This window comes from Serratia sp. X10, from assembly GCF_017811775.1.
GTDB classification, from domain to species: domain Bacteria; phylum Pseudomonadota; class Gammaproteobacteria; order Enterobacterales; family Enterobacteriaceae; genus Serratia; species Serratia ureilytica.
In genome coordinates, this window is record NZ_JAEIOH010000003.1 from 413073 (window position 1) to 437442 (window position 24370).

22 protein-coding genes are annotated in these 24370 nt (G+C 61.4%); 4 read left to right on the top strand and 18 right to left on the bottom strand.

Translation table 11 applies throughout. The features are described from left to right. Positions 1-75 precede the first annotated feature (75 nt). From odhB to sdhC, 6 genes are all read right to left on the bottom strand, one after another. Complete coding sequence (gene odhB / locus J9788_RS12365) at positions 76-1290, bottom strand: 2-oxoglutarate dehydrogenase complex dihydrolipoyllysine-residue succinyltransferase (RefSeq protein ID WP_033642197.1); 1215 nt, start codon at positions 1288-1290, stop codon at positions 76-78. A gap of 64 nt (positions 1291-1354) precedes the next feature. Continuing rightward, positions 1355-4162, bottom strand: coding sequence for a 2-oxoglutarate dehydrogenase E1 component (gene sucA, locus J9788_RS12370; RefSeq protein ID WP_182264963.1), 2808 nt, complete (start codon positions 4160-4162; stop codon positions 1355-1357). A 275-nt stretch (positions 4163-4437) separates the two neighbouring features. Continuing rightward, positions 4438-5154, bottom strand: a complete 717-nt coding sequence (locus tag J9788_RS12375) for a succinate dehydrogenase iron-sulfur subunit (protein WP_015376975.1) — start codon at positions 5152-5154, stop codon at positions 4438-4440. Between the two features lie 16 nt (positions 5155-5170). After that, positions 5171-6937, bottom strand: a complete 1767-nt coding sequence (sdhA, locus tag J9788_RS12380) for a succinate dehydrogenase flavoprotein subunit (protein WP_015376974.1) — start codon at positions 6935-6937, stop codon at positions 5171-5173. Beyond that, complete coding sequence (sdhD, locus tag J9788_RS12385; protein WP_004939891.1) at positions 6938-7285, bottom strand: succinate dehydrogenase membrane anchor subunit; 348 nt, start codon at positions 7283-7285, stop codon at positions 6938-6940. Then, positions 7279-7668: a succinate dehydrogenase cytochrome b556 subunit gene (sdhC, locus tag J9788_RS12390; protein ID WP_004939893.1), complete on the bottom strand. Its 390-nt coding sequence runs from the start codon at positions 7666-7668 to the stop codon at positions 7279-7281. Before sdhC ends, sdhD begins: the two co-directional genes overlap by 7 nt. A gap of 729 nt (positions 7669-8397) precedes the next feature. On the opposite strand from sdhC, the gene J9788_RS12395 reads away from it, so the two are divergent. After that, positions 8398-9690 carry a citrate synthase gene (locus tag J9788_RS12395; protein WP_033642196.1) on the top strand — a complete coding sequence of 431 codons (1293 nt, stop codon included), beginning with the start codon at positions 8398-8400 and terminating at the stop codon, positions 9688-9690. A gap of 58 nt (positions 9691-9748) precedes the next feature. Here J9788_RS12395 and nei read toward each other — a convergent pair whose 3' ends face one another. The 12 genes from nei to J9788_RS12455 form a co-directional block, all read right to left on the bottom strand. Beyond that, complete coding sequence (gene nei / locus J9788_RS12400) at positions 9749-10540, bottom strand: endonuclease VIII (RefSeq protein WP_046896789.1); 792 nt, start codon at positions 10538-10540, stop codon at positions 9749-9751. 54 nt (positions 10541-10594) lie between these two features. Then, positions 10595-11239: a pyroglutamyl-peptidase I gene (pcp, locus tag J9788_RS12405; RefSeq protein WP_016928732.1), complete on the bottom strand. Its 645-nt coding sequence runs from the start codon at positions 11237-11239 to the stop codon at positions 10595-10597. An 8-nt stretch (positions 11240-11247) separates the two neighbouring features. Continuing rightward, complete coding sequence (locus J9788_RS12410; RefSeq protein WP_182264964.1) at positions 11248-12267, bottom strand: DUF979 domain-containing protein; 1020 nt, start codon at positions 12265-12267, stop codon at positions 11248-11250. Further along, a complete protein-coding gene (locus tag J9788_RS12415; RefSeq protein WP_182264965.1) occupies positions 12264-12995 on the bottom strand; it encodes a DUF969 domain-containing protein in 732 nt (243 codons plus the stop codon). The genes J9788_RS12410 and J9788_RS12415 overlap by 4 nt, the downstream gene beginning before the upstream one ends. Positions 12996-13050: 55 nt before the next feature. After that, the gene (gene pxpA, locus J9788_RS12420; RefSeq protein WP_004939906.1) at positions 13051-13791 is read right to left on the bottom strand and encodes a 5-oxoprolinase subunit PxpA; all 741 of its coding nucleotides are present in this window, start codon (positions 13789-13791) and stop codon (positions 13051-13053) included. Next, positions 13781-14713 carry a 5-oxoprolinase subunit PxpC gene (pxpC, locus tag J9788_RS12425; RefSeq protein ID WP_182264966.1) on the bottom strand — a complete coding sequence of 311 codons (933 nt, stop codon included), beginning with the start codon at positions 14711-14713 and terminating at the stop codon, positions 13781-13783. Before pxpC ends, pxpA begins: the two co-directional genes overlap by 11 nt. Next, on the bottom strand, positions 14707-15363 hold the full coding sequence (pxpB, locus tag J9788_RS12430) for a 5-oxoprolinase subunit PxpB (protein WP_182264967.1): 657 nt from the start codon (positions 15361-15363) through the stop codon (positions 14707-14709). Before pxpB ends, pxpC begins: the two co-directional genes overlap by 7 nt. A gap of 158 nt (positions 15364-15521) precedes the next feature. Next, a complete protein-coding gene (locus J9788_RS12435) occupies positions 15522-16265 on the bottom strand; it encodes a type 2 GTP cyclohydrolase I (RefSeq protein ID WP_016928738.1) in 744 nt (247 codons plus the stop codon). Positions 16266-16283: 18 nt separating this feature from the next. Next, on the bottom strand, positions 16284-17264 hold the full coding sequence (locus tag J9788_RS12440) for an MBL fold metallo-hydrolase (RefSeq protein ID WP_044031756.1): 981 nt from the start codon (positions 17262-17264) through the stop codon (positions 16284-16286). A gap of 22 nt (positions 17265-17286) precedes the next feature. Next, the gene (gene phrB, locus J9788_RS12445) at positions 17287-18717 is read right to left on the bottom strand and encodes a deoxyribodipyrimidine photo-lyase (protein WP_182264968.1); all 1431 of its coding nucleotides are present in this window, start codon (positions 18715-18717) and stop codon (positions 17287-17289) included. A gap of 16 nt (positions 18718-18733) precedes the next feature. After that, the gene (locus J9788_RS12450; protein ID WP_033651168.1) at positions 18734-19690 is read right to left on the bottom strand and encodes a DUF523 and DUF1722 domain-containing protein; all 957 of its coding nucleotides are present in this window, start codon (positions 19688-19690) and stop codon (positions 18734-18736) included. A 142-nt stretch (positions 19691-19832) separates the two neighbouring features. Continuing rightward, positions 19833-20042 (bottom strand): YbfA family protein, encoded by a 210-nt coding sequence (locus J9788_RS12455; protein WP_004939916.1) that lies wholly within the window; start codon positions 20040-20042, stop codon positions 19833-19835. A 441-nt stretch (positions 20043-20483) separates the two neighbouring features. On the opposite strand from J9788_RS12455, the gene J9788_RS25255 reads away from it, so the two are divergent. From J9788_RS25255 to kdpB, 3 genes are read left to right on the top strand one after another with little or no spacing between them, the layout of a single operon-like run. Further along, on the top strand, positions 20484-20573 hold the full coding sequence (locus J9788_RS25255; RefSeq protein ID WP_016928742.1) for a K(+)-transporting ATPase subunit F: 90 nt from the start codon (positions 20484-20486) through the stop codon (positions 20571-20573). Then, positions 20573-22261, top strand: coding sequence for a potassium-transporting ATPase subunit KdpA (kdpA, locus tag J9788_RS12465; protein ID WP_182264969.1), 1689 nt, complete (start codon positions 20573-20575; stop codon positions 22259-22261). The genes J9788_RS25255 and kdpA overlap by 1 nt, the downstream gene beginning before the upstream one ends. 26 nt (positions 22262-22287) lie before the next feature. Next, positions 22288-24357, top strand: coding sequence for a potassium-transporting ATPase subunit KdpB (kdpB, locus tag J9788_RS12470; protein WP_182264970.1), 2070 nt, complete (start codon positions 22288-22290; stop codon positions 24355-24357). Positions 24358-24370 lie beyond the last annotated feature (13 nt).

Sequence of the window (24370 nt, forward strand, 5' to 3'; positions counted from 1 at the left end):
ACGCGGTAAACCGCATGGTTTTCCGGCCACATAGCACAGAGTGCGGGCGCGGCATGCCGCGCCCGGCAAGGGTTACTAGACGTCCAGCAGCAGACGAGCCGGATCTTCCAGCATCTCTTTGACCGTCACCAGATAACCGACGGATTCTTTACCGTCGATCAGGCGGTGGTCATAAGACAGCGCCAGATACATCATCGGCTGGATCACCACCTGACCATTGACCGCCATTGGGCGATCTTTGATGGCGTGCATGCCCAGGATGGCGCTCTGCGGCGGGTTGATGATCGGGGTGGACATCAGGGAGCCGAATACGCCGCCGTTGGTAATAGTGAAGTTACCGCCGGTCAGCTCTTCCACGGTCAGTTTGCCGTCGCGGCCCTTAACGGCCAGCTCTTTGATTTTCTTCTCGATGTCAGCCATGCTCATGGCGTCCACATCGCGCAGTACCGGCGTCACCAGGCCGCGCGGGGTAGAAACCGCGATGCTGATGTCGAAGTAGTTGTGGTAAACCACGTCGGAACCGTCGATCGACGCGTTCACTTCCGGGAAACGCTTCAGCGCTTCAACCACCGCCTTGATGTAGAAGGACATGAAGCCCAGACGCACGCCGTGGCGTTTCTCGAAGGCTTCGCCGTACTGCTTGCGCAGGTCCATGATCGGCTGCATGTTGATTTCGTTGAAGGTAGTCAGCATCGCGGTGCTGTTTTTCGCTTCCAGCAGACGCTCGGCTACGCGTTTGCGCAGGCGGGTCATCGGCACGCGTTTTTCGCTGCGGCCGGCCAGAGCTGGCTGCGGCGCGGCTTCAGCGGCGGCTGGTTTGGCAGCAGCGCCGCCTTTGGCCAGGTGCGCTTCCACGTCTTCACGCGTAATGCGGCCACCCACGCCGGTGCCTTTGATGGCGCCGGCATCGAGATCGTGTTCAGCAATCAGGCGGCGAATCGCCGGGCTGAGCGCGTCATTGCTTTCTTCTTCCAGGCTCGCGGTCGCGCGCTGCGCAGGCGTGGCTTCTTTCTCCTGGCTCTTCTCAGCGGTCGGCTTGCCGGAGCTGTCGCCTGGGCGGATGCGGCCGAGCAGCTGGCGAGACAGCACGGTCGCGCCCTCTTCTTCCACGATAGCATCGAGAATACCCGCTTCACTGGCCGGCACTTCCAACACCACTTTGTCGGTTTCAATTTCAACCAGGACTTCGTCACGCTGAACGCTGTCGCCCGGTTTCTTGTGCCAGGTGGCTACGGTCGCATCGGCAACCGATTCAGGAAGGTCAGGAACCAGAATATCTACGCTACTCATTTAGCTTTCCCTTAAGTTTTTTATCATCTGCTTGCCGGCCCCTCGGCCGGCAAGCGAGCGAACATTAGTCAATATTCAGCGCATCATTCACCAGAGCCTGCTGCTGCTTCTGGTGTACGGACATATAACCCACCGCCGGAGAGGCGGAGGCCGGACGTCCTGCGTAACGTAAAGAAGCCCCGAACGGCACCACTTCACGGAAGTTGTGTTGGCTGCAGTACCAGGCGCCCTGGTTCAGCGGCTCTTCCTGACACCAGACGAAGTCATGCACGTGCGAGTATTGCTCCAGCACGGCCTGAACGGCCTGATGCGGGAACGGATACAGCTGCTCGATGCGCACGATGGCCACGTCTTTCTGCTCGTTCTTGCGACGCTGTTCCAGCAGGTCGTAGTAAACCTTACCGGAGCACAGCACGACGCGCTTGACCGCTTTCGGATCCAAATCGTCGATCTCGCCGATCGCCGGCAGGAAGGTGCCGTTGGCCAACTCGTCCAGCGAAGAGACCGCCAGCGGGTGACGCAGCAACGACTTCGGCGACATCACCACCAGCGGACGGCGCATACCGCGCAGCGCCTGACGACGCAGCATATGGTAAACCTGCGCCGGCGTGGACGGGACACACACCTGCATGTTCTGCTCAGCGCACAGCTGCAGATAACGTTCCAGACGCGCGGAGGAGTGCTCAGGGCCCTGGCCTTCATAACCGTGCGGCAGCAGCATCACCAGGCCGCACATACGGCCCCATTTTTGCTCGCCGGAGCTGATGAACTGGTCGATAACAACCTGCGCGCCGTTGGCGAAGTCACCGAACTGCGCTTCCCAGATGGTCAGCGTGCGCGGTTCCGCCGTGGCGTAGCCGTATTCGAACGCCAGCACCGCCTCTTCAGACAGCACGGAGTCCCAGACCTTGAATTCGCCCTGGCCGCTGTGGATATTCGCCAGCGGAACATAGACCGAACCGTTTTTCTGGTTGTGCACCACCGCGTGACGGTGGAAGAAGGTGCCGCGGCCGGCGTCTTCGCCGGAGATGCGGATGGGAATGCCTTCATCCGCCATGGTGGCGTAGGCCAGCGTTTCGGCGGCGCCCCAGTCGAACGGCTTGTTGCCTGCGGCCATCTCGGCGCGGTCAGCGTAGATTTTCGCCACGCGCGACTGCATTTCGATCGCTTCCGGCACGGTGCTGATGCGGCGGCCCAGTTCCTGCAGACGCTTCATCTCAACCTTGCTCGGGTACTCTTCGTCCCACTCGTGGTTCAGGTACGGTGACCAGGTGAAGGAGTGCAGGTTCATCGGACGCCACTCTTCAACCACGCAATCGCCGCGGTCGAGCGCGTCGCGGTACAGGTTGACCATTTCCGTGGCATCTTCCAGGCTGGCCACTTTCTGCTCGGTCAGAACGTCAGCGTAGATTTTGCGCGGCGTAGGGTGTTTCTTGATCTTCTGATACATCACCGGCTGGGTGGCGCTCGGCTCATCGGCCTCGTTGTGCCCATGGCGACGGTAGCAGACCAGATCGATCATCACGTCACGCTTAAAGGTGTTACGGAAATCCAACGCCAGGCGAGTGACGAAGGCCACGGCTTCCGGATCGTCCGCGTTAACGTGGAAGATCGGCGCCTGAACCATTTTGGCGATGTCGGTGCAATATTCGGTAGAGCGCGCATCCAGCGGGTTGGAGGTGGTGAAGCCAACCTGGTTGTTGATAACGATGCGCACGGTGCCGCCCACTTCGTAGCCGCGAGCCTGAGACATGTTCAGGGTTTCCTGCACCACGCCCTGGCCGGTAATGGCGGCGTCGCCGTGGATGGTGATCGGCAGCACCATGTTGCTGCGCGCTTCGTCCAGACGATCGCGACGGGCGCGAACCGACCCCATGACCACCGGGCTGACGATCTCCAGGTGCGACGGGTTGAACGCCAGCGCCAGGTGAACCATGCCGCCTTCGGTTTCCACGTCGGAGGAGAAGCCCTGGTGATATTTCACGTCACCGGTGCCGAGGTGTTCTTTATGCTTGCCGGCGAATTCGTCGAACAGATCGGCCGGCTTTTTGCCCAGCACGTTGATCAGCACGTTCAGACGGCCGCGGTGGGCCATGCCCAACACCACTTCGCGCGTGCCGTTCTTACCGGCGTGGCGCACCATCTCTTTGAGCATCGGCACCAACGCGTCGCCACCTTCCAGCGAGAAGCGTTTGGCACCCGGGAATTTGGCGCCCAGGTAACGTTCCAGGCCTTCCGCCGCGGTCAGCTCGTTCAGGAAACGGCGTTTTTCGTCGGCGGTAAAGCTGGCGCGCCCCACCACCGACTCGATGCGCTGCTGGATCCAGCGTTTCTCTTCGGTGTTGGTGATGTGCATGTACTCAGCGCCGATCGAACCGCAGTAGGTCTGCTTCAGCGCGGCGTACAGATCGCCCAGCTTCATGGTTTCTTTGCCGATGGCGAAAGAGCCCACGTTGAAAGTTTCCTGGAAATCGGCTTCGGTCAGGTTGTGATATGCGGGATCAAGGTCAGGAACTTGCTCGCGCTGCCACAGGCCGAGCGGATCGAGGTTGGCATGCTGATGCCCGCGGAAGCGGAAGGCGTTGATCAGCTGCAGTACCTTGACCTGTTTGGCGTCGGTTTCCGGATCGGTGATGGTGGTGTTGTAGCGCGCGGAGTCTTTCGCCAGGCGGCGGAAGTAATCGCGCGTTTGAGAGTGAAGCTGATCGGGTTTGACACCCGCGGTTGGTAGCTGTTGAAAAATGGAACGCCAGCTATCTTCAACGGAACCCGGATCGGTTAAGAAGTCTTCATAGAGCTGCTCTATGTAAGACTGGTTCGCGCCCGCCAGATAGGAGGAATCCAGCCAGGCCTTCATTGCGCCGTTCTGCATCATGATCCCTTAAGCTTTGAAGCTTTAGTTTTCGCCGTGGTTAACATAATTACCGTGATGAATACGGTTTGCCGTAAAACGGTTCACTCGACGTACTTGCGGCCATGTCGGCCCGATACGTTCTGTTATGGACCTTGCGGTCCCTTACAAGGAACCTCTAAAAACCGGCGGAAGAACCAGGCTGCATAGCGCCGCAGCCGCGGGTCAGTTTTTAGAGGTTCCCTCCCCTATGGGATGTGCGCCGGAAAAGAGCCCGGCGCAGCATCTCATTCCGTTTATGCGCCGCGTTGCAGCAGCATGGACTTGATATGCCCGATCGCACGCGTCGGGTTCAAGCCTTTAGGACATACACTGACACAATTCATAATGCTATGGCAGCGGAAAACACTAAAAGCGTCGTCCAGATCATCTAAACGTTCTTGCGTTTCCGTGTCACGGCTGTCGATCAGGAAGCGATACGCCGCCAACAGACCGGCAGGCCCGATGAACTTGTCCGGGTTCCACCAGAACGATGGGCAAGAAGTCGAGCAGCAGGCGCACAGGATGCACTCGTACAGACCGTCCAGCTTGGCGCGCTGCTCCGGCGACTGCAGGTGCTCGCGCGCCGGCGGGTTCTTGCCGTCGTTCAGCAGGTAAGGCTTGATCTTTTCATACTGGGTGTAGAACTGACCCATATCCACCACCAGATCGCGCACCACCGGCAGGCCCGGCAGCGGACGGATCACGATCTTGCCGTTGCCTTTGCGCAGCGACGAAACCGGGGTGATGCACGCCAGGCCGTTTTTACCGTTCATGTTCAGGCCGTCGGAACCGCACACGCCTTCGCGGCATGAGCGACGGAACGACAGGGTCGGGTCTTTTTCTTTCAGCTGGATCAACGCATCCAGCAGCATCATGTCACGGCCTTCTTCCGCTTCCAGGGTGTAGTCCTGCATGTGCGGCGCGTCGTCGACATCCGGATTGTAGCGATAAATGGAAAATTCGAGTTTCATCTGTCGATCTCCGCAATTAGTAAGAACGCACTTTCGGCGGGAATGCCGGGCGCAGCTTCGGTTGCATGTTCACTTCACGACGCGTCATGCTTTCCGATTGCGGCAGATACAGCGAATGGCACAGCCAGTTGGCGTCATCGCGTTCCGGGTAGTCGAAGCGGCTGTGCGCGCCACGGCTCTCGGTACGGAAGTTGGCCGACACGGCGGTGGAATACGCGGTCTCCATCAGGTTATCCAACTCCAGGCACTCGATGCGCTGGGTGTTGAACTCGCTGGAGGTATCGTCCAGGCGTGCGTTCTTCAGACGTTCACGGATCACTTTCAGTTCTTCCAGGCCCTTGGCCATCGCATCGCCTTCGCGGAATACCGAGAAGTTGTGCTGCATGCAAGACTGCAGCGCTTTGCGAATTTCGACCGGATCTTCGCCGGAACGGGTGTTGTTCCAGCGGTTCAGACGATCAAGCGAGGCTTCCACGTCGGAGTCGCTGGCGTCACGGCTCACGCCCTGCTCTTCCAACGATTCCTGCAGGTGCATGCCGGCGGAACGGCCGAACACCACCAGGTCCAGCAGCGAGTTGCCGCCCAGACGGTTGGCGCCGTGCACCGATACGCAGGCGATTTCGCCCACGGCGAACAGCCCCGGGATCACCACGTCTTCGCCTTTCTCGTTCACGGTCAGCGCCTGACCGGTCACCTTGGTCGGAATGCCGCCCATCATATAGTGACAGGTTGGGATAACCGGGATCGGCTCTTTCACCGGATCGACGTGCGCGAAGGTGCGGGACAGCTCCAGAATGCCCGGCAGACGGGATTCCAGCACCTCTTTGCCCAGGTGATCCAGCTTCAGCTTGGCGTGCGGGCCCCAAGGACCGTCGCAGCCGCGGCCTTCGCGGATTTCGATCATGATCGAACGGGCAACCACGTCGCGGCCCGCCAGATCTTTGGCGTTCGGTGCATAACGCTCCATGAAGCGCTCGCCGTGTTTGTTCAACAGGTAACCGCCTTCGCCGCGGCAGCCTTCGGTCACCAGCACGCCCGCGCCGGCGATGCCGGTCGGGTGGAACTGCCACATTTCCATGTCCTGCACCGGCACGCCGGCGCGCAGCGCCATGCCGACACCGTCGCCGGTGTTGATGTGGGCGTTGGTGGTGGACTGGTAAATGCGGCCTGCGCCGCCGGTCGCCAGCACGGTGGCCTTGGCTTTGAAGTAAACCACTTCACCGGTTTCGATGCAGATAGCCGTGGTGCCGACCACCGCGCCGTCCTGGTTTTTCACCAGATCGAGCGCATACCACTCAGAGAAAATGGTGGTGTGGTTTTTCAGGTTCTGTTGGTACAGGGTGTGCAGCAGCGCGTGGCCGGTACGGTCGGCTGCGGCGGCGGTACGCGCCGCCTGCTCGCCGCCGAAGTTCAGCGACTGGCCGCCGAACGGGCGCTGATAGATGCGGCCGTCGTCCAGGCGAGAGAACGGCAGGCCCATGTGTTCCAGTTCCAGAATCGCTTCCGGGCCGGTTTTACACATATATTCGATGGCGTCCTGGTCACCGATATAGTCGGAACCTTTCACCGTGTCGTACATATGCCATTCCCAGTTGTCCTCGTGGCTGTTGCCCAGCGCGACGGTGATGCCGCCCTGGGCGGACACGGTATGGGAACGGGTCGGGAAAACTTTGGACAGCAGGGCACAGGTCGAGCCCGCTTGGGAAATTTGCAGCGCGGCACGCATGCCCGCACCGCCGGCGCCGATTACGACGGCATCAAACTCTCTGACTGGCAGTTTCATTTAAGCACCCCACACTACGATTGTTCCGTACAGTAAATAGACCAGCAACGCGACCACGACAGCCAGCTGCAACACCAGGCGAACCGCCAGCGGCTTGACGTAGTCCGTCAGCACCTGCCACAGCCCGATCCAGGCGTGAACCAGAATCGACAGCAAGGTCAGCAGAGTGAACACTTTCGTAATGGAAGTGGCGAAGAAACCGCGCCAGATGTCATAAGTGAGTTCCGGAGCCGTGACGAAAAAGCCCAGGATATACAGGACGTACAGGGTGATGATGATAGCGGAAGCACGCAGCAGCAACCAATCGTGCACGCCGTTGCGCCCTAATGCAGAAACGTTGTTTACCATACGAGGACTCCAGCCAGAACTGACAGCACGACGGTCAGACCGATCGCCACCTGGGCGGAACGGGTGCCGGCGGCCAAACTCTCTTCGATGTAGCCAAAATCCATTAACAAGTGACGGATGCCACCGCAAATGTGATAGGCCAGCGCCGTGAGGATGCCCCAGAATATGAATTTGACGATGAAGCTATTCATGATGGCGGCCGCCTGCAGGAACCCCTCTTGGGAAGAGAGTGACAGGCCCAGCAGCCAGAGGAGGATACCCACGGCAACGAAGGTAATTACGCCAGAGACTCGGTGTAAGATAGACGCTATCGCAGTTACGGGGAACCGGATCGTTTGCAGATCCAAGTTGACAGGTCGTTGTTTTTTCACGTATTTGCCCACACAGCTCTTATTATTTTCCTTCCTCCGGGCCTGGGCGGGGATCAGACAGCGTTAAGAGCCTAAAACCCTTACACGTCACGCGCTCAAACATCAACATCCTCTGTGCTCAAACGGCGCGCATTTATAACGCTGGGTGCTCCTACTTCAGGGTAATCCGGAGACCTGGCGGCAGTATAGGAGGATCACATTCTGATTACAATTCTCATACAACCGCTTTGATAACATTTCCCCCGAACAGTGATTCAGATCACGGATTTCACAATTAGTGCAAAATTAATTATCTGATTTGACAAGAGATCAACATTTCCATTACATATAGGGGCACAAACGGTCCTATGATGCGCTATGGGTCAGCAGATACACTTCCTCCCGGGTTCGAGTTATGCAACAGTGTATTTGGCGAACCTATCCCAATAGCCGTTGTTTCCCGCTCGAGTTTGCCGGCGTCAAAAGCAAATAAAGCACGTAAAAACAGATTATTGGGATAGGTTCACATCTCTTCGAACAGCTCATAGGTAAGATTAACAGACTATAACGAATTACTCTGAATCGTTAACAACTGGTCACCCGTCTCGTTCGCCTGGTCAGCACTCTGTACCCTACCCGCGCACAGTTGCGCAGTCGCTCACAGAGTTAGCGTCCGCACCATTTTTTTGCGGGCAACCTGCAGAGATTTAAGGTATTTCAGTTGTTAGTGGTTTTTAAAATAAGGCGCTAAGGAGACAGTAAATGACTGATAAGAAAGCGACGCTAACCATTAACGACAGCGAAGCTCCGATCGAACTGGGCGTATTGACACCGACACTGGGCCCTGATGTCCTCGATGTCCGCGCTCTGGGTTCCAAAGGTTATTTCACATTTGATCCCGGCTTTACCTCCACCGCTTCTTGCGAATCCAAGATTACCTTCATCGACGGCGACAAAGGCGTGCTGCTGCACCGCGGCTTCCCTATCGAACAGCTGGCGAAAGAATCTTCCTACCTGGAAGTGTGCTACATCCTGCTGTACGGCGAGACCCCAACGCCGGAAGAGTTCGAGACCTTCAAAACCACCGTAACCCGCCACACCATGATCCACGACCAGATCACCCATCTGTTCCGTGGCTTCCGTCGCGACTCGCACCCGATGGCGGTGCTGTGCGGCGTGACCGGCGCGCTGGCGGCGTTCTACCACGATGCGCTGGACGTTAACAACGAGCGTCACCGTGAAATCACCGCGTTCCGTCTGCTGTCCAAAATGCCGACCGTGGCCGCGATGTGCTACAAATACTCCCTGGGCCAGCCGTTCGTTTATCCGCGCAACGATCTGTCCTATGCCGGCAACTTCCTGCACATGATGTTCGCCACCCCGTGCGAAGAGTACGTGGTGAACCCGGTATTGGAACGCGCCATGGATCGCATCCTGATCCTGCACGCCGACCATGAGCAGAACGCCTCTACCTCGACCGTGCGCACCGCCGGCTCTTCCGGCGCCAACCCGTTCGCCTGCATCGCGGCCGGCATCGCCTCCCTGTGGGGGCCGGCGCACGGCGGCGCCAACGAAGCGGCGCTGAAAATGCTGGAAGAGATCAAGACCGTCGATCACATTCCGGAATTCATCAAGCGCGCCAAGGACAAGAACGACTCCTTCCGCCTGATGGGCTTCGGCCACCGCGTGTACAAGAACTACGATCCGCGCGCCACCGTGATGCGCGAGACCTGTCACGAAGTGCTGAAAGAGCTGAACAAGAAGGACGACAACCTGCTGCAGGTGGCGATGGAGCTGGAGCACATCGCGCTGAACGACCCGTACTTCATCGAGAAGAAACTGTACCCGAACGTCGACTTCTACTCCGGCATCATCCTGAAGGCGATGGGCATTCCTTCTTCCATGTTCACCGTGATCTTCGCCATCGCGCGCACCATCGGCTGGATCGCGCACTGGAACGAAATGCACGACGAAGGCATCAAAATTGCCCGTCCGCGTCAGCTGTACACCGGCTATGCCGAGCGTGATTTCAAATCCCAGCTGAAAACCAAGTAAGCCGCTTCCCCGGCTGAAACCGCACAGCGCCGCCCCTTCGGGCGGCGTTTTTTTTTGCTTATTTCTGGCAGCCCGGGCACCAATAAAACGGCCGCGACGACAGGTCGGTGCGCACAATCATCGCGCCGCAGCGCTCACAGGGCTCGCCGCTGCGATGAAACACCTTGAAGCGAAACAGCGCGCCGTGATGGCGGTTCTCATCCGCCTGCCCGCGCGTCTGATAGGAAAGACGCGGCACCGCCAGCAGCGCCTCCGCCAGACGCCAAAGCGCTTCCGGCGCCAGATCCTGCGGTTTGTGCTGCGGCGCCAGTTCGGCCTGCCACAGAATTTCGGCGCGCAGATAATTGCCCAATCCGGCGAGAAACGCTTGGTCGAGCAGCATGCCGCCCAGCTGCCTGCGGCGAAAACGCGGCGTCAGCAAACGCGCCTGCACCTCATCCACCGTCAACGACATGTCCAGCACGTCGGGGCCGATGCGTTGCAGGAACGGGTGCTGTTCTATCTCCTCGCGCGGCCCGACGGTGATGTCGGAAGCGCTGTAGAGCAATATTGCGCTGCGAGCGGTTTCCAGCCGCACCCGCAGATCGCGCTTGGTCTCCGGCGTCTCTCCCGCCGCCGCCACTTTCCATACGCCGTACAGCTGGTTATGGCTGTACATCGTCAGCCCATTGGAAAAGTGGGTCAACAGCGCCTTGCCGCGCGGCTCGATGGCGACGATGCGCTCGCCGAGCAAACGCTGGCGGTAGTGCTTCAACTGGGGAAAAGCGAAATCGACGGCGGTCAGCGGCTGATCGATCACCGCCGCCGCCAGTTTGTCCGCCGCCCGGCGGATCTCCGGTCCTTCCGGCATAGACCACTCCTTGCATAGACCCGGCGCAGCCCGATGCGCCGGGGATTATCAGGCTTAATGCGTTGCACCGCCCACCACTTTCAGATCGTGTTCCACCTGCAAAGCGATGGAAACGGCCAGCTCCAATGCAAACAGCACCGTCGAAGCCGCCATGCTCGGCGCGCCGGGGTGCGCCGCCGCCTGCTCAGGCAGATACGGGATATGGATAAAACCGCCCTTCACCTCGCGCTGGCCGCTCAAACGGTGCAGCAGCCCATACATCACATGGTTGCACACGTAGGTGCCGGCAGTCTGCGAAACGGCGGCCGGAATGCCGGCCTCGCGCATCGAACTCACCATCGCTTTGATCGGCAAGGTGCTGAAATAGGCCGCCGGACCGCCGGCGACGATCGGCTCATCCACCGGCTGCTGCCCCTGATTGTCGGGAATACGCGCATCGTCGACGTTGATCGCCACCCGTTCAATCGTGATATCGGTGCGGCCGCCGGCCTGGCCGATAGCCAGCACCATCACCGGCTGCACCTCGTCGATCGCCGCATTGAGCGCCTCCAGCGCGGCGCCGAACACGCACGGCAACTGGCGCGCCACGATACGCGTGCCCACCAGTTCCATATCGTTGAGCTGCTTCACCACTTCCCAGGAGGGATTGAGGCGCTCGCCGCCAAACGGCTCGAAGCCGGTAATCAATACTTTTTGCATCCTTACTCCTACAGGAACATCAGGAAATACAGCAGGAACACGTTAACCAACAGCAGCAGCGCGCCGGTCGGCACCTGCGCCTTGATCACCGCATTCTTGTCCGGCAACTCCAGCAGCGCCGCCGGCACAATGTTGAAGTTCGCCGCCATCGGCGTCATCAGGGTGCCGCAATAGCCGGAGAACATGCCGATCGCCGCCATCACCGCCGGGTTGCCGCCGTGCTGCAACACCAGGATCGGAATGCCGATGCCGGCGGTAACGATCGGGAAAGCGGCGAAGGCGTTGCCCATCACCATGGTCAGCACCGCCATACCGATAGCGTAGACCGCCACGGCGATAAAACGGTTATCGACCGCCAGATATTCCTGGGTCAAATGCGAGATCGCAGTGCCAACGCCGGCGACGGTAAACAGCAGCCCCAGCGTGGCGAGGATCTGCGGCAGAATGAACGCCCAGCCGATCGAATCCAGCAGGCGCCGCGCTTCCTGTATCGGCTGCAGCGCCTTCTCATGGGTCATTTTCACCGCGATCGCCAACCCGATCAGACAACCGACGGTCATCGAGAACAGGGTGATCAGGGTCGCGTGGTTACCGCTGCCGAATACCGCGTTTTGCAACGCCGGCACGTTGTTGAACAGCAGCACGCCGACCACCGTCACCACCGGGATCGCCAGCGCGGGAATGAACAGCTTGTTGCCCAGGCGCTTGGCGCTCGCCTCGCGCTCCTGCGGCGTTCGCTGATGATAGCTGCCGAGGCGCACGCCGCCGAAGCCGGCGATCAGGGCCATCACCACCACCACCACGCCAACGATGATGTGCAGCATGCGTTTCTCGTTGCTGCCTTCGCCGAGCACATCGCCCAGCAGGCGATAAGTCCAGTCGCCGACCAGGAATACCAGGCCGTACAGCCCCCAAAACAGCCCGGTGGTGATGCGGCGCGGGTTGGCGCGATCGCGCAAGGACATCACCGCCACAATCAGCAGCACCGCGCCGGCCAGCCAGTAGAGATATTGTTGCTGGAAGTTCATCGTGCTTCCCCCTTCGCCTGCAGCGCCGCCTGATTCAGCTGCGCCAGCTCGGCGCTCAGCTGTTTATCCATCCGATACAGCCGGAAAGCGTGGATCAGGAAAGCGAAAATGGCGGTCGGAATGCCCCACAGCGCGATATGCAATGGCTCGGTCTGAATGCCGCCGGACTCCAGCATAAAGTTATGCATGAAGATGATCGCGCCGAAGGCCACGAAGATATCCTCGCCGAAGAACAGCCCGACGTTGTCGGTGGCGGCCGACATGGCGCGCAGACGGTGGCGGGTGCGCTCCGGCAACTCGCCGTAGCGGTTTTCCGTCGCCCCTTCCGCCATCGGCGCCAGCAGCGGCCGCACCATCTGCGGATGCCCGCCCAGGCTGGTCAGCCCCATCGCCGCGGTGATCTCGCGCACGAACAGGTACACGATCAGCAAACGGCCGGCGGTGGCGCTTTTGATCCTGGCGATCCACGCCTGCGCCCGCTCTTTCAGCCCGTGACGTTCCAGCAGGCCGATCACCGCCAGCGGCAGCAGCAGGATCAGCGGCAGGTTTCGGGTATTGAGAAAGCCCTCGCCGAGCTTTTCCAGAATGACGTCCAGCGGCATCAGCGCCGCCAGACCGGTGATGATGCCGGCGGCGATCACCACCAGCACCGGATTGAAACGCAATACAAACCCGACCACTATCGCGGCGATGCCGATCAGTGGCCAGAGATTCAGGGCCTGTTCCATAGTCTTCCCTCGATATTTTCTAATAATTTTTTTGTTTGTGATGTTGTGTCTTGCTTTACTGCTCTGCGCTGACGCGGATGCCCTGTTGAACAAAACTGTCCCGCAGCTTGCGCGCATACGCCAGCGCATGCTCGCCGTCCCCGTGCAGGCAGACGGTCTCCGCCTGTACGGCGGTCCAAACGCCATCGACGCTGCGCACCCGGTGATGGCGCACCATCTCCAGGGTTTGCGCCAGCGCTTGTTCGTCATCCTCGATCAATGCCCCCGGCAAACCGCGCGGCACCAGCGTGCCGTCGGCCTGATAACCGCGATCGGCGAACACCTCCTGCCGGGTGGTCAGACCGAGCCGTTGCCCGGCGCGGATCAGCTCGCTGCCGGCCAGCCCCACCAGCCGCAGCGCCGGATCGACCGCCTGCACCGCCCGGGCGATGGCTTCCGCCAGCGCCGGCTCAACCGCCGCCTGGTTGTACAGCATGCCGTGCGGCTTAACGTGCACCATCACCCCGCCCTCGGCGCGGGCGATGGCCGCCAGCGCCCCGAGCTGATACACCACCTGCGCGTACACCGTTTCCGGCGGCAGCTGCATGCGAGTGCGACCGAAATTCTCCCGATCGGGAAAACTCGGGTGGGCGCCGATCGCCACGCCGTACTGCAATGCCCAGCGCACCGACTGACGCATGGTCTGCGCATCGCCGGCGTGGAAGCCGCAGGCGATGTTGGCCGAGCTCACCAATTGCAACAGCGCCTGGTCGTTGGCGCAGCCTTCGCCGAGATCGGCGTTCAAATCAACGATCATGTAACCCCCAGGCAATCTGTCGAAGGAAAAGATCCTGCTCGGCCTTGGCGCGCTGCGCCTCGGCCAGTGAACAGAGAACGAAATGGATCGGTTCGCCGAGACGGATCTGCGCCAAATGGTAAAGATCGGCTTCGATCACGCAGGCGATGCGCGGGTAACCGCCGGTGGTTTGCGCATCGGCCATCAGCACGATCGGCTGGCCGTTGTGCGGCACCTGCACCACACCAGGCATCAGACCGTGCGACAGCATCTCTCTCTCGGTGGTGCGTGCCAGCGGCGTGCCGCCGTGCAAACGGTAGCCCATGCGGTTGCTCTGGGGGCTGAGCTGCCAGGCGGCGCGCCAAAACGTATCTTGCGCCTCTTCGCTGAATTCGGCGTACTCCGGCCCCGGCAACGCACGGATGCGATTGGTGAACAGCAACTGCTTCACGCCACAGCGGGTTTGCGGTTCAGCGGCGGATTGGCCCAGCGGCAACCGATCGCCGTCCCTCAGATTACGCCCCTCGCACCCACCAAAAGCGGCTTTCATGTCGGTGCTGCGCGAGCCCAGCATTTCCGGCACGGCGATACCGCCGGCGATCGCGAGATAACTGCGCATGCCGCGCTTCGGCGTGCCCAGCACCAGACGCTGCCCCTTTTTCACCGGGTAGCGCCAGCCGGTCCACAGCGGCTTACCGTCCAGCTGCGCGTCGCAGCCGGCGCCGGTCAGGGCGATCCAGCCGGGACGGGTAAACTCGGCGCTGAACTGGCCGAGCGTGATCTCCAGCCCGGCGGCCTCCGGCGCGTTGCCCACCAGCAGGTTGGCGATCTTCAGCGCCGGTTGATCCAACGCGCCGCCGGTACTGATGCCCAGACGGCGAAATCCTTCACGGCCCAAATCCTGCACCGTGGTATAGATGCCGGCACGCAGAATAATCAGCATACGCCCTCCTTCTGCGGCACAAAGCGTACGCTATCACCCGGGCGCAGCAGCGTCGGCGGCATTTCATGGGGATTGAACAACGCCAGCGGCGTGCGGCCGATCAGCTGCCAGCCGCCGGGTGTCGTCAGCGGATAGATGCCGGTCTGGCCGCCGCCGATACCGACGGAGCCGGCCGCCACCGCCAGACGCGGTTCGGCGCGGCGCGGCGTCGCCAGTTTTTCCGGCATGCCGCCCAAATAGGAGAAGCCCGGCTGAAAGCCGAGAAAATAGACCACGTAAGCCGCCGCCGCATGGCATTCCACCACCTGTCGCGGCGTCATGCCGGTATGGCGCGCCACCTCATCCAGGTCGGGGCCCTGTTCCCCGCCGTAGACAACCGGGATCTCCACCTGACGCGACTCCGGCGTCAGGCGCTCTTTGCTTTCCCACCCCTGCTGCAGTAACGCGAGCATCGCTTCGGCGTCGGCCTGTGGCGTATGCAACAGCAGCGTCAGGTTGTTCATTCCCGGCACCACTTCCCGCACGTCGGGATGATGATTCAGCTTTTCCGCCAGCGCCCAGATGCGCTGCTGGCTCGGCAACGTCACCGGCGGTGACAGTTCAAGCACTACCGCTCTTTCACCTAAAAGGTAATAACGCGCTTGTTGCACCCTTATTCTCCTTATTATTATCGCGCTGAAAAACACACCAGTTATGCGTGACGCAGCCCCGGCTGTCAATAGAACGCAACCATAAGGAAAATAAGGAAATAGCGCGGTAAAAGGATTCAGCCGGCGCGCAGGCCGGGCTGGATCCGACGCAGAAAAAATCAGGCGGGATTCGGGATATCGATAAAGGTCACATCAAAACCGTGGTGCTGAGCCAGCCATTCCCCCAGCGCTTTCACGCCGCCGCGCTCGGTCGCGTGGTGGCCGGCGGCAAAGAAATGCACGCCCATTTCGCGCGCGCTGTGAATGGTCTGCTCAGACACTTCACCGCTGATGAAAGCATCGACGCCGAAGCGCGCCGCGCTGTCGATAAAGCCCTGGCCGCCGCCGGTGCACCAGGCCACTCGGCGAATATGCTCAGGCGCGTTATCGCCGCAGTGCAGCACCGCGCGCCCCAGCCGGCTTTCGATGCGCTGTTGCAGCGCTTCGCCGGTCAGCGGCTGTTCGAATTCCCCGTGCGGCACCAGCGGCTCGACGTCGCCAATCACCCGAATGCCCAGCGCCTGCGCCAGCTGCGCGTTGTTGCCCAGCACCGGATGCGCGTCCAGCGGCAGGTGGTAGCCGTACAGATTGATGTCGTGGGTCAACAGCGTTTTCAGGCGGTTGCGCTTCATGCCGCGCACCGCCGGCGCCTCGTTTTTCCAGAAATAGCCGTGATGCACGATGATCGCGTCGGCCTGATGCGCCACCGCGGCGTCCAACAGCGCCTGACAGGCGGTGACGCCGGTCACGATGCGCTGCACGTGCGGGCGCCCTTCCACCTGCAATCCATTGGGGGCATAGTCCTGAAACGCCGCGGCGTTCAGTTCCGTGTTGATCAGTTGTTCCAGATCGAGGTTACGCATTCTCTTCTCTCTTCATAGTCAAAATGTCTGCCGGTCGCCCTGCGCCATCAGGATGAATTTCACTCCCAGATCGTTGCCCTGCGCCAGCTGCTGCGCAATGGCGGCGCGCGCGTCTTCGCCCTGCTTCAGGCTCGGCTTGATGTGGCTGACAACCACCGGCAGACCGTTCAGCGAGCCTTCGCCGCCGCTGTACTGCGTCAGGTTCTTCAGCTCCTTCAGCAGCCAGGCCGGCGTCAGATGGCCGTACAGATGTTTGTCCTCCACCCCGTTGGGGTAAGAGGTTTCGATAATCATGCCCTTGAGCTTTTTCTGCTCGACAAGCGGCCCCAGCACGCGCCACACGGTATCGAGATCGCGCGACTGCTCCACCTTGTCCGGCCCGGTATCGCCGAAGTAGGCGAAGAACTCGTTGCCGTTGGAAATCAGCAGCATTGACGACGGGTAGCGATCGTGGCTGAGCGGGTACATCACGCCGGTCAACCCGGTCAGGCCGAGGGTAAAGCGCTGCTGCGGCCGCACCGTTTGCAGCCGGTAGGTGCCCAGCCGCGAGCCGTTGCCGGCGTCGGTAAAGTTCGGCCAGGCCTTCCAGTTGAAGTAATGGTTGCGCAGGGTCAGCACGGTGTCCGCCTGGGCGTAAACGGTTTTTTTATTATCCTCGGGCGAGCCGACGATCAGCCCCGCCACGTGGTCCAGATGGCCGTGGCTGATGAAATAGCCGCCGATCAACTGCCGGAACACATAGCCCTGCGGCGTGTAAGGCGCGGCCAGCTCAGGGGTCACCTGCGGGAAACTGCCCTTCTCCAGCCCTTTGGCGATGCCCGGCAGCAGCGAGCCGGCGTCCAGCGCCACATACTGCGGCTGATTATCGCTGCGGATCAGATAAGAGGTCAGGTTGCCGTCGCTGACGCCGCCGTCGACACCCAGCGCCACCACGTCAAAGCCGGCGATCGCCAGCGCGGAATAGCCGCTCAGGCACAGGGCCAGCACCTTTTTCATCATTACGTCGCTCCTTGCAGTTGCCTCAAGACTCTCCCCGTTTCGCCGCCTCGAACGCCGCCAACGTCTCCACGCGGGCTTGTTTGTGATCGACGATCGGCAGCGGGTAGTTCAGCGTACGGCGCTGCTTTTCCGCCCAGCGGTGGGGGTAATGGATGTCATTGTCGGGCACATCCGCCAGTTCCGGCAACCATTTACGGATGAAAGTGCCTTGTGGATCAAAACGTTCACCCTGGGTGGTCGGGTTAAAGATGCGGAAATACGGCGCGGCGTCGGTGCCGGTGGAGGCCGCCCACTGCCAGCCGCCGTTATTGGCCGCCAGATCCCCGTCCAGCAGTTGCGACATGAAGTAGCGCTCCCCGGCCCGCCAGTCGATCAGCAGGTCCTTCACCAGAAAACTGGCGCTGATCATGCGCAGCCGGTTGTGCATCCAGCCGGTAGCGTTCAGCTGGCGCATGGCGGCATCGACGATCGGATAGCCGGTCTCGCCCCGCTGCCAGGCCTGCAGCTTCGCCGCGTCATCGCTCCAGCGCACCTTGTCCGTCCAGGCGATAAAGGGACGATGGCGGCACAGCTCGGGGTAGGCCACCAGCAGGTGGCGATAGAACTCGCGCCAAATCAGCTCGTTCAGCCAGGCGAAAGCGCCGCTCTCGCGATCTTCCAGCAGCTGCGGGCATTCGGCGCGCAGGCGGTTAAAACACTGGCGCGGCGACAGCGCGCCGATCGCCAGATAGGGCGACAGGCTGCTGGTGCCGGCGATGGCGGGCAGATCGCGCTGCCGAAGGTAATCTTGCACCTGCTCACGACAAAAGGCGCGCAGCCGCTGCAGCGCGGCCTCCTCGCCGGCGGGATAGTCATCCCCGATGTCCGCCGCGGGATAATCGAACGCCACAGGCGCCTCAGGCGCAGGCAACGCGCCATCGGCACGGATCTTCGGCGCCGGCAGGCAGCTCACGTCGGACTCAGTCAGGCGCTGAATGAAGGCGTTGCGAAACGGCGTATAAACCTTGTACATCTCGCCGCCGCCGGTTAGCACGCTGCCCGGCGGCAACAGCAGGCTGTCATCAAAACCGTGGCACGTTACCCGTCCATTCAACTGCTGCTCCAGCCGCGCATCGCGTCGCCGTTCATTCAGTTCGTACTGGCGGTTGTAAAATAGCGCGTCCACCTGCTCTCGCCGGCAATACTCCGCCAGCCAGTCGATCGACGCGGCAAAGTCCGTGCCGGCATGGCAATGCAGCGCAATGCCCTTTTGCGCCAGCGCCTGCTGTACCGCCCGCAGGCTGGCGTAGATCAGCGCCGCCTGCCGCGGCGCCATCTCATGCTGCCGCCACTGCTGCGGGGTGGCGATAAACACCGCCAGCACCCGGGCTTTGGGATCGCTGCAGGCAGCGTGCAGCGCTTTGTTGTCGGTGATACGCAGATCGTTACGCAACCAGACCAGATGCGTGGTCATAAAATTCCCTTGTCAATCAATGGCCGTAACGCAAACGCAGCGCCTCCGGATAAGGTTCGAAATAGCGTTGCTCCGCCAGATAACTGTCGGGGTATTCCGCCATGTAATGCTTAAGCAAGGCGATCGGCGCCAGCAGCGGCTGCATGCCCTGCCGGTAGCGGTCGATCAGGTGCGCCAGCTCCTGGCGCTGCGCCGCGCTGAGCTGGCGGCGGAAGTAACCCTGCACGTGCATCAGCACGTTGGTATGGTTGCGGCGCGTCGCCTTGTGCGCCAACAGCGCCATCAGGCGGCTGCGGTACTCCACGGCGAAGTCTTCCAGCGAGTCCCAGCGATGAATGTCGGCGACGAAACGCCCCAGTTCGCGGTACGCCGGCTGCGAATGCGCCAGCAACGACAGTTTGTAGCGGCTGTGAAACGCGATCAGCCCGCCGCGGGTCAGCCCCTGACGCCACAGCATGTTCAACTCATACAGCGCGTACACTCGCTCGATAAAGTTTTCCCGCAGCGCCGCATCCTGCAAACGCCCATCCTCTTCCACCGGCAGCCACGGCATCTGGCGCAGCAGCTCGGCGGTAAACAGCCCGACGCCGTTTTTACGCGAGTCCTTGCCGTTCTCGCTGTAGACCCGCACCCGCTCCAGGCCGCAGCTCGGCGACTTGGCGCAGACGATATAGCCGCACAGGTGTTGCAACGCAGCCACGCGCTGCGCGGAGAAACTGCGCATCTCCTCGGTCAGATCCACGCCGGCGTCGTTGCTGTAGCGCATCGCCGGCCACGGCTGCGCCTGTTTCACCAGACGCAGCGCCGGGCGCGGCGTGGGCAGGCCGATCGCCATTTCCGGGCAAACGGGCTCAAAGCGCACATAGGGCGCCAACTGTTCCACCGCGAAGGCCAGCCGCTTGTGGCCACCGTCGAAACGCACCGCGTCGCCCAGTAAACAGGCGCTGATGCCGATAGGGATCTTGTCACTCATACCGTTCTCTCGTGGTGTTGGTCGATGAGGAAAGTGTAGAAGAATGGCTTGCCAAATACGACCTTGCGCTTGACGGCAGCGGGCTTGGGGCATAAAAAAACCCCCGCCGCAGGGCGAGGGTTGTTCGTGAGTCGGCAGTGACTCAGTAGAAGTCGCAGGACGCCAGTTCCGCCTGCTGCAGCCAGACCGGCTTATCGCTGGTTTTTGACCAGACGCGGTGCAGGTAGCTGTAAAAACGCCCGCGATCGCTGCGGAACAGCATCACCGGCAGGGCCAAAATGCCCGCGATCACCACTGCGCTGCGGCGCAGGAGAATCCGATGCAGTGAATAAGCGTGATAGGTCGTAGACATGCGAACCTCCTTAAAAACGCCTGCCGTTGATTTGTCAGGGAAAACGGCGTGGGCGTATCAAATGAACAATCGGTAATTTGGTAACTGGACAAAATTTTAGCGCACTTGATGAAAGTTTACTACTCATCCGACCACTAAATCGCACAAAAAATCGCTAATCACCGCGGCGATTCGTAATTTTGTTACAACCAAGTTAATTTTTAACTTAACATTGGTTACGTTGTGGTTATTATCCGGTTCCTGCTTCCACGCCGCTGCCCTTGCTTATTCACTCATCAGGCGCAATCTCGCCGCCAACCTGCTGGTTGAAATGCTCAATTTTTGCTGAAATTTCAGCCATTTTTATACTTTTTTTACACCCGCCCGCGCGATTTTTTCATCTTCTTTCTACCCCGCTCCCTACACTGCCTCTATCAAAAACAACACCTCTGGAGGTGTCCCGTGAGTTTCAGCGTTATTGGTGGTGCGCTGTTGGTTCTGCTGCTGTTGGCCTATCTGGTCTACGCCCTGTTTAACGCGGAGGATTTCTGATGGCGGCTTCAGCCTTTTTACTGATCGCCAGTTTCCTGCTGGTGCTTCTGCTGCTGGCCCGGCCGCTGGGCGGTTTTATGGCGCGCCTGATCGAAGGTGAGCCGCTGCCTGCGCTGCGCGCAGTGGAAGCCGGCGTCTGGCGCGCCTGCGGCATCCGCCCCACCGAGATGAATTGGTGGCAGTACGCGCTGGCGATCCTGGCGTTTAACCTGCTCGGCCTGGCGCTGCTGTTCGCCCTGCTGATGGCGCAGGGCTCGCTGCCGCTCAACCCGCAAGGCTTCCCTGGCCTCTCCTGGGATCTGGCGCTCAACACCGCCGTCAGCTTCGTCACCAACACCAACTGGCAAGCCTACAGCGGTGAAAGCGCCCTCAGCTATTTCAGCCAGATGGCCGGGCTGGCGGTGCAGAACTTCGTTTCCGCCTCCACCGGCATCGCCGTGGCCTTTGCGCTGATCCGTGCCTTTACCCGCCGCGCCGGCAAGACCGTCGGCAACGCCTGGGCCGATCTGTTCCGCATCACGCTGTATGTGCTGCTGCCGATCGCGCTGCTGATCGCCCTGTTCTTCGTCAGCCAGGGCACGCTGCAAAACTTCCTGCCTTACCTGCACGTCACCACGCTCGAAGGCGCGCAGCAGACGCTGCCGATGGGGCCGGTCGCCTCGCAGGAAGCGATCAAGATGCTCGGCACCAACGGCGGGGGGGTCTTCGGTGCCAACTCGGCGCACCCGTTCGAAAACCCGACCGTGCTGACCAACTTCGTGCAGATGCTGGCCATCTTCCTGATCCCTTGCGCGCTGTGCTTCTCTTTCGGACAACTGGCCGGTGAAAACCGTCAGGGCCACGCGCTGATCTGGGCGATGGCGCTGATCTTCGTGGTGGCGGTGGTGGTGGTGATGTACGCCGAGCTGGCGGGCAACCCGCACCTGAGCGCGCTGGGCGCCGACAGCAACATCAATATGGAAGGCAAAGAGTCGCGCTTCGGCATTCTCGCCACCAGCCTGTTCTCGGTGGTGACCACCGCCGCGTCCTGCGGGGCGGTCAACGCCATGCACGACTCCTTCACCGCGCTGGGCGGCATGGTGCCGATGTGGCTGATGCAGATCGGTGAAGTGGTGTTCGGCGGCGTCGGCTCCGGCCTGTACGGCATGCTGCTGTTCGTGCTGCTGACGGTGTTTATCGCCGGTCTGATGATCGGCCGCACCCCGGAATATCTGGGCAAGAAGATCGACGTCTATGACATGAAGATGACCGCGCTGGCGATCCTGGTCACGCCGGCGCTGGTGTTGCTGGGCAGCGCGCTGGCCATCGGCACCGACGCGGGCCGCGCCGGCATCCTCAATCCGGGCGCCCACGGCTTCAGCGAAGTGCTGTATGCACTGTCCTCCGCCGCCAACAACAACGGCAGCGCCTTCGCCGGGTTGAGCGTCAATACGCCGTTCTACAACCTGCTGCTGGCCTTCGCCATGTTCGTCGGCCGTTTCGGGGTGATCCTGCCGGTGCTGGCGATCGCCGGTTCACTGAGCGCCAAGCAGCGCCAGCCGGCGGGCAACGGCACCCTGCCGACCTATGGGCCGCTGTTTATCGGCTTGCTGATCGGCACCGTGCTGCTGGTGGGTGCGCTGACCTTCGTGCCTGCGCTGGCGCTGGGCCCGGTGGCCGAGCATTTGCAACTTTGGTTGGCAAACTAACCGACGTCACAGAGAGAGAATAAGAGATGACTCGCAAACAACGCGCGCTGTTTGAACCGGCCCTGGTGCGCACCGCGCTGATCGATGCGGTGAAAAAACTGGATCCTCGCGTTCAATGGCGCAACCCGGTGATGTTCGTGGTGTATATCGGCAGCATTCTGACCACCGCCATCTGGCTGGCGATCCTCGCCGGCCAAACCGACGGCGCCGCCGCCTTTACCGGCAGCGTCGCCCTGTGGTTGTGGTTCACCGTGCTGTTCGCCAACTTCGCCGAGGCGCTGGCCGAAGGCCGCAGCAAGGCCCAGGCGGAAAGCCTGAAAGGCACCAAGAAAACCAGCTGGGCGAAAAAACTGGCCGGCCCGCGCCGCGACGGCGCCACGGAGAAAGTGGCTGCCGAGAGCCTGCGCAAAGGCGATATCGTGCTGGTGGAAGCCGGCGACACCATTCCGTGCGACGGCGAAGTGCTGGAGGGCGGCGCCTCGGTGGATGAAAGCGCCATCACCGGGGAATCCGCCCCGGTGATCCGCGAATCCGGCGGGGACTTCTCTTCGGTCACCGGCGGCACCCGCGTGCTGTCCGACTGGCTGGTGGTGCAGTGCAGCGTCAACCCGGGGGAAACCTTCCTCGATCGCATGATCGCCATGGTGGAAGGCGCCAAACGCCGCAAAACGCCGAACGAAATCGCGCTGACCATCCTGCTGGTGGCGCTGACCATCGTGTTCGTGTTGGCCACCGCCACCCTGTTCCCGTTCTCGCAATACAGCGTCCAGGCGGCCGGCAGCGGCAGCGTGGTCACCATCACCGTGCTGGTCGCGCTGCTGGTTTGCCTGATCCCCACCACCATCGGCGGTCTGTTGTCCGCCATCGGCGTGGCCGGGATGAGCCGCATGCTCGGCGCCAACGTGATCGCCACCAGCGGCCGCGCGGTGGAAGCCGCCGGCGACGTGGACGTGCTGCTGCTGGATAAAACCGGCACCATCACGCTGGGCAACCGCCAGGCTTCGGAGTTCCTGCCGGCGCCGGGCGTGAAAGAGCAAGAGCTGGCGGATGCCGCGCAGCTGGCCTCGCTGGCGGACGAAACGCCGGAAGGCCGCAGCATCGTGGTGCTGGCCAAACAGCGCTTTAACCTGCGCGAGCGCGATCTGCAGGCGCTGAACGCCACCTTCGTGCCCTTCTCCGCCCAGACCCGCATGAGCGGCGTCAACGTGCAGGAGCGCATGATCCGCAAAGGCGCGGTGGACGCCATTCGCCGTCACGTCGAAACCAATCAGGGGCACTTCCCGCGGGCGGTGGACGATCTGGTGGAAAGCGTGGCGCGCACCGGCGGTACGCCGCTGGTGGTGGCGGAAGGCGCACGGGTGCTGGGCGTGGTGGCGTTGAAGGATATCGTCAAGGGCGGCATCAAAGAGCGCTTCAATGAGCTGCGCAAGATGGGCATCAAAACGGTGATGATCACCGGCGATAACCCGCTGACCGCGGCGGCGATCGCCGCCGAAGCCGGGGTGGACGACTTCCTGTCGGAAGCCACGCCGGAAGCCAAGCTGGCGCTGATCCGCCAGTATCAGGCGGAAGGCCGTCTGGTGGCGATGACCGGCGACGGCACCAACGACGCCCCGGCGCTGGCGCAGGCCGATGTGGCGGTGGCGATGAACTCCGGTACCCAGGCCGCCAAAGAGGCGGGCAACATGGTCGATCTGGATTCCAACCCGACCAAGCTGATCGAAGTGGTGCATATCGGCAAACAGATGCTGATGACGCGCGGCTCGCTGACCACCTTCAGCATCGCCAACGACGTGGCCAAGTACTTCGCCATCATTCCGGCGGCGTTCGCGGCCACCTATCCGCAGCTGAACGCGCTGAACGTGATGCACCTGCACTCCCCCGCCTCCGCCATCATGTCGGCGGTGATCTTCAACGCCCTGGTGATCGTGTTTCTGATCCCGCTGGCGCTGAAAGGGGTGAGCTACAAACCGATGAGCGCCGCAGCTCTGCTGCGCCGCAACCTGTGGCTGTATGGGGTCGGCGGTCTGCTGGTGCCGTTCGTCGGCATCAAACTGATCGACCTGATCCTGGTCGCGCTGCACGTCGCCGGTTAACCATTGAGGGAAA

Excerpts from the sequence above, each read along its gene's own strand:
- odhB (WP_033642197.1), bottom strand. The coding sequence starts at position 1,290 with ATGAGTAGCGTAGATATTCTGGTTCCTGACCTTCCTGAATCGGTTGCC.
- sucA (WP_182264963.1), bottom strand. The coding sequence starts at position 4,162 with ATGCAGAACGGCGCAATGAAGGCCTGGCTGGATTCCTCCTATCTGGCG.
- J9788_RS12375 (WP_015376975.1), bottom strand. The coding sequence starts at position 5,154 with ATGAAACTCGAATTTTCCATTTATCGCTACAATCCGGATGTCGACGAC.
- sdhA (WP_015376974.1), bottom strand. The coding sequence starts at position 6,937 with ATGAAACTGCCAGTCAGAGAGTTTGATGCCGTCGTAATCGGCGCCGGC.
- sdhD (WP_004939891.1), bottom strand. The coding sequence starts at position 7,285 with ATGGTAAACAACGTTTCTGCATTAGGGCGCAACGGCGTGCACGATTGG.
- J9788_RS12395 (WP_033642196.1), top strand. The coding sequence starts at position 8,398 with ATGACTGATAAGAAAGCGACGCTAACCATTAACGACAGCGAAGCTCCG.
- nei (WP_046896789.1), bottom strand. The coding sequence starts at position 10,540 with ATGCCGGAAGGACCGGAGATCCGCCGGGCGGCGGACAAACTGGCGGCG.
- pcp (WP_016928732.1), bottom strand. The coding sequence starts at position 11,239 with ATGCAAAAAGTATTGATTACCGGCTTCGAGCCGTTTGGCGGCGAGCGC.
- J9788_RS12410 (WP_182264964.1), bottom strand. The coding sequence starts at position 12,267 with ATGAACTTCCAGCAACAATATCTCTACTGGCTGGCCGGCGCGGTGCTG.
- J9788_RS12415 (WP_182264965.1), bottom strand. The coding sequence starts at position 12,995 with ATGGAACAGGCCCTGAATCTCTGGCCACTGATCGGCATCGCCGCGATA.
- pxpA (WP_004939906.1), bottom strand. The coding sequence starts at position 13,791 with ATGATCGTTGATTTGAACGCCGATCTCGGCGAAGGCTGCGCCAACGAC.
- pxpC (WP_182264966.1), bottom strand. The coding sequence starts at position 14,713 with ATGCTGATTATTCTGCGTGCCGGCATCTATACCACGGTGCAGGATTTG.
- J9788_RS12435 (WP_016928738.1), bottom strand. The coding sequence starts at position 16,265 with ATGCGTAACCTCGATCTGGAACAACTGATCAACACGGAACTGAACGCC.
- J9788_RS12440 (WP_044031756.1), bottom strand. The coding sequence starts at position 17,264 with ATGATGAAAAAGGTGCTGGCCCTGTGCCTGAGCGGCTATTCCGCGCTG.
- phrB (WP_182264968.1), bottom strand. The coding sequence starts at position 18,717 with ATGACCACGCATCTGGTCTGGTTGCGTAACGATCTGCGTATCACCGAC.
- J9788_RS12450 (WP_033651168.1), bottom strand. The coding sequence starts at position 19,690 with ATGAGTGACAAGATCCCTATCGGCATCAGCGCCTGTTTACTGGGCGAC.
- J9788_RS12455 (WP_004939916.1), bottom strand. The coding sequence starts at position 20,042 with ATGTCTACGACCTATCACGCTTATTCACTGCATCGGATTCTCCTGCGC.
- kdpA (WP_182264969.1), top strand. The coding sequence starts at position 20,573 with ATGGCGGCTTCAGCCTTTTTACTGATCGCCAGTTTCCTGCTGGTGCTT.
- kdpB (WP_182264970.1), top strand. The coding sequence starts at position 22,288 with ATGACTCGCAAACAACGCGCGCTGTTTGAACCGGCCCTGGTGCGCACC.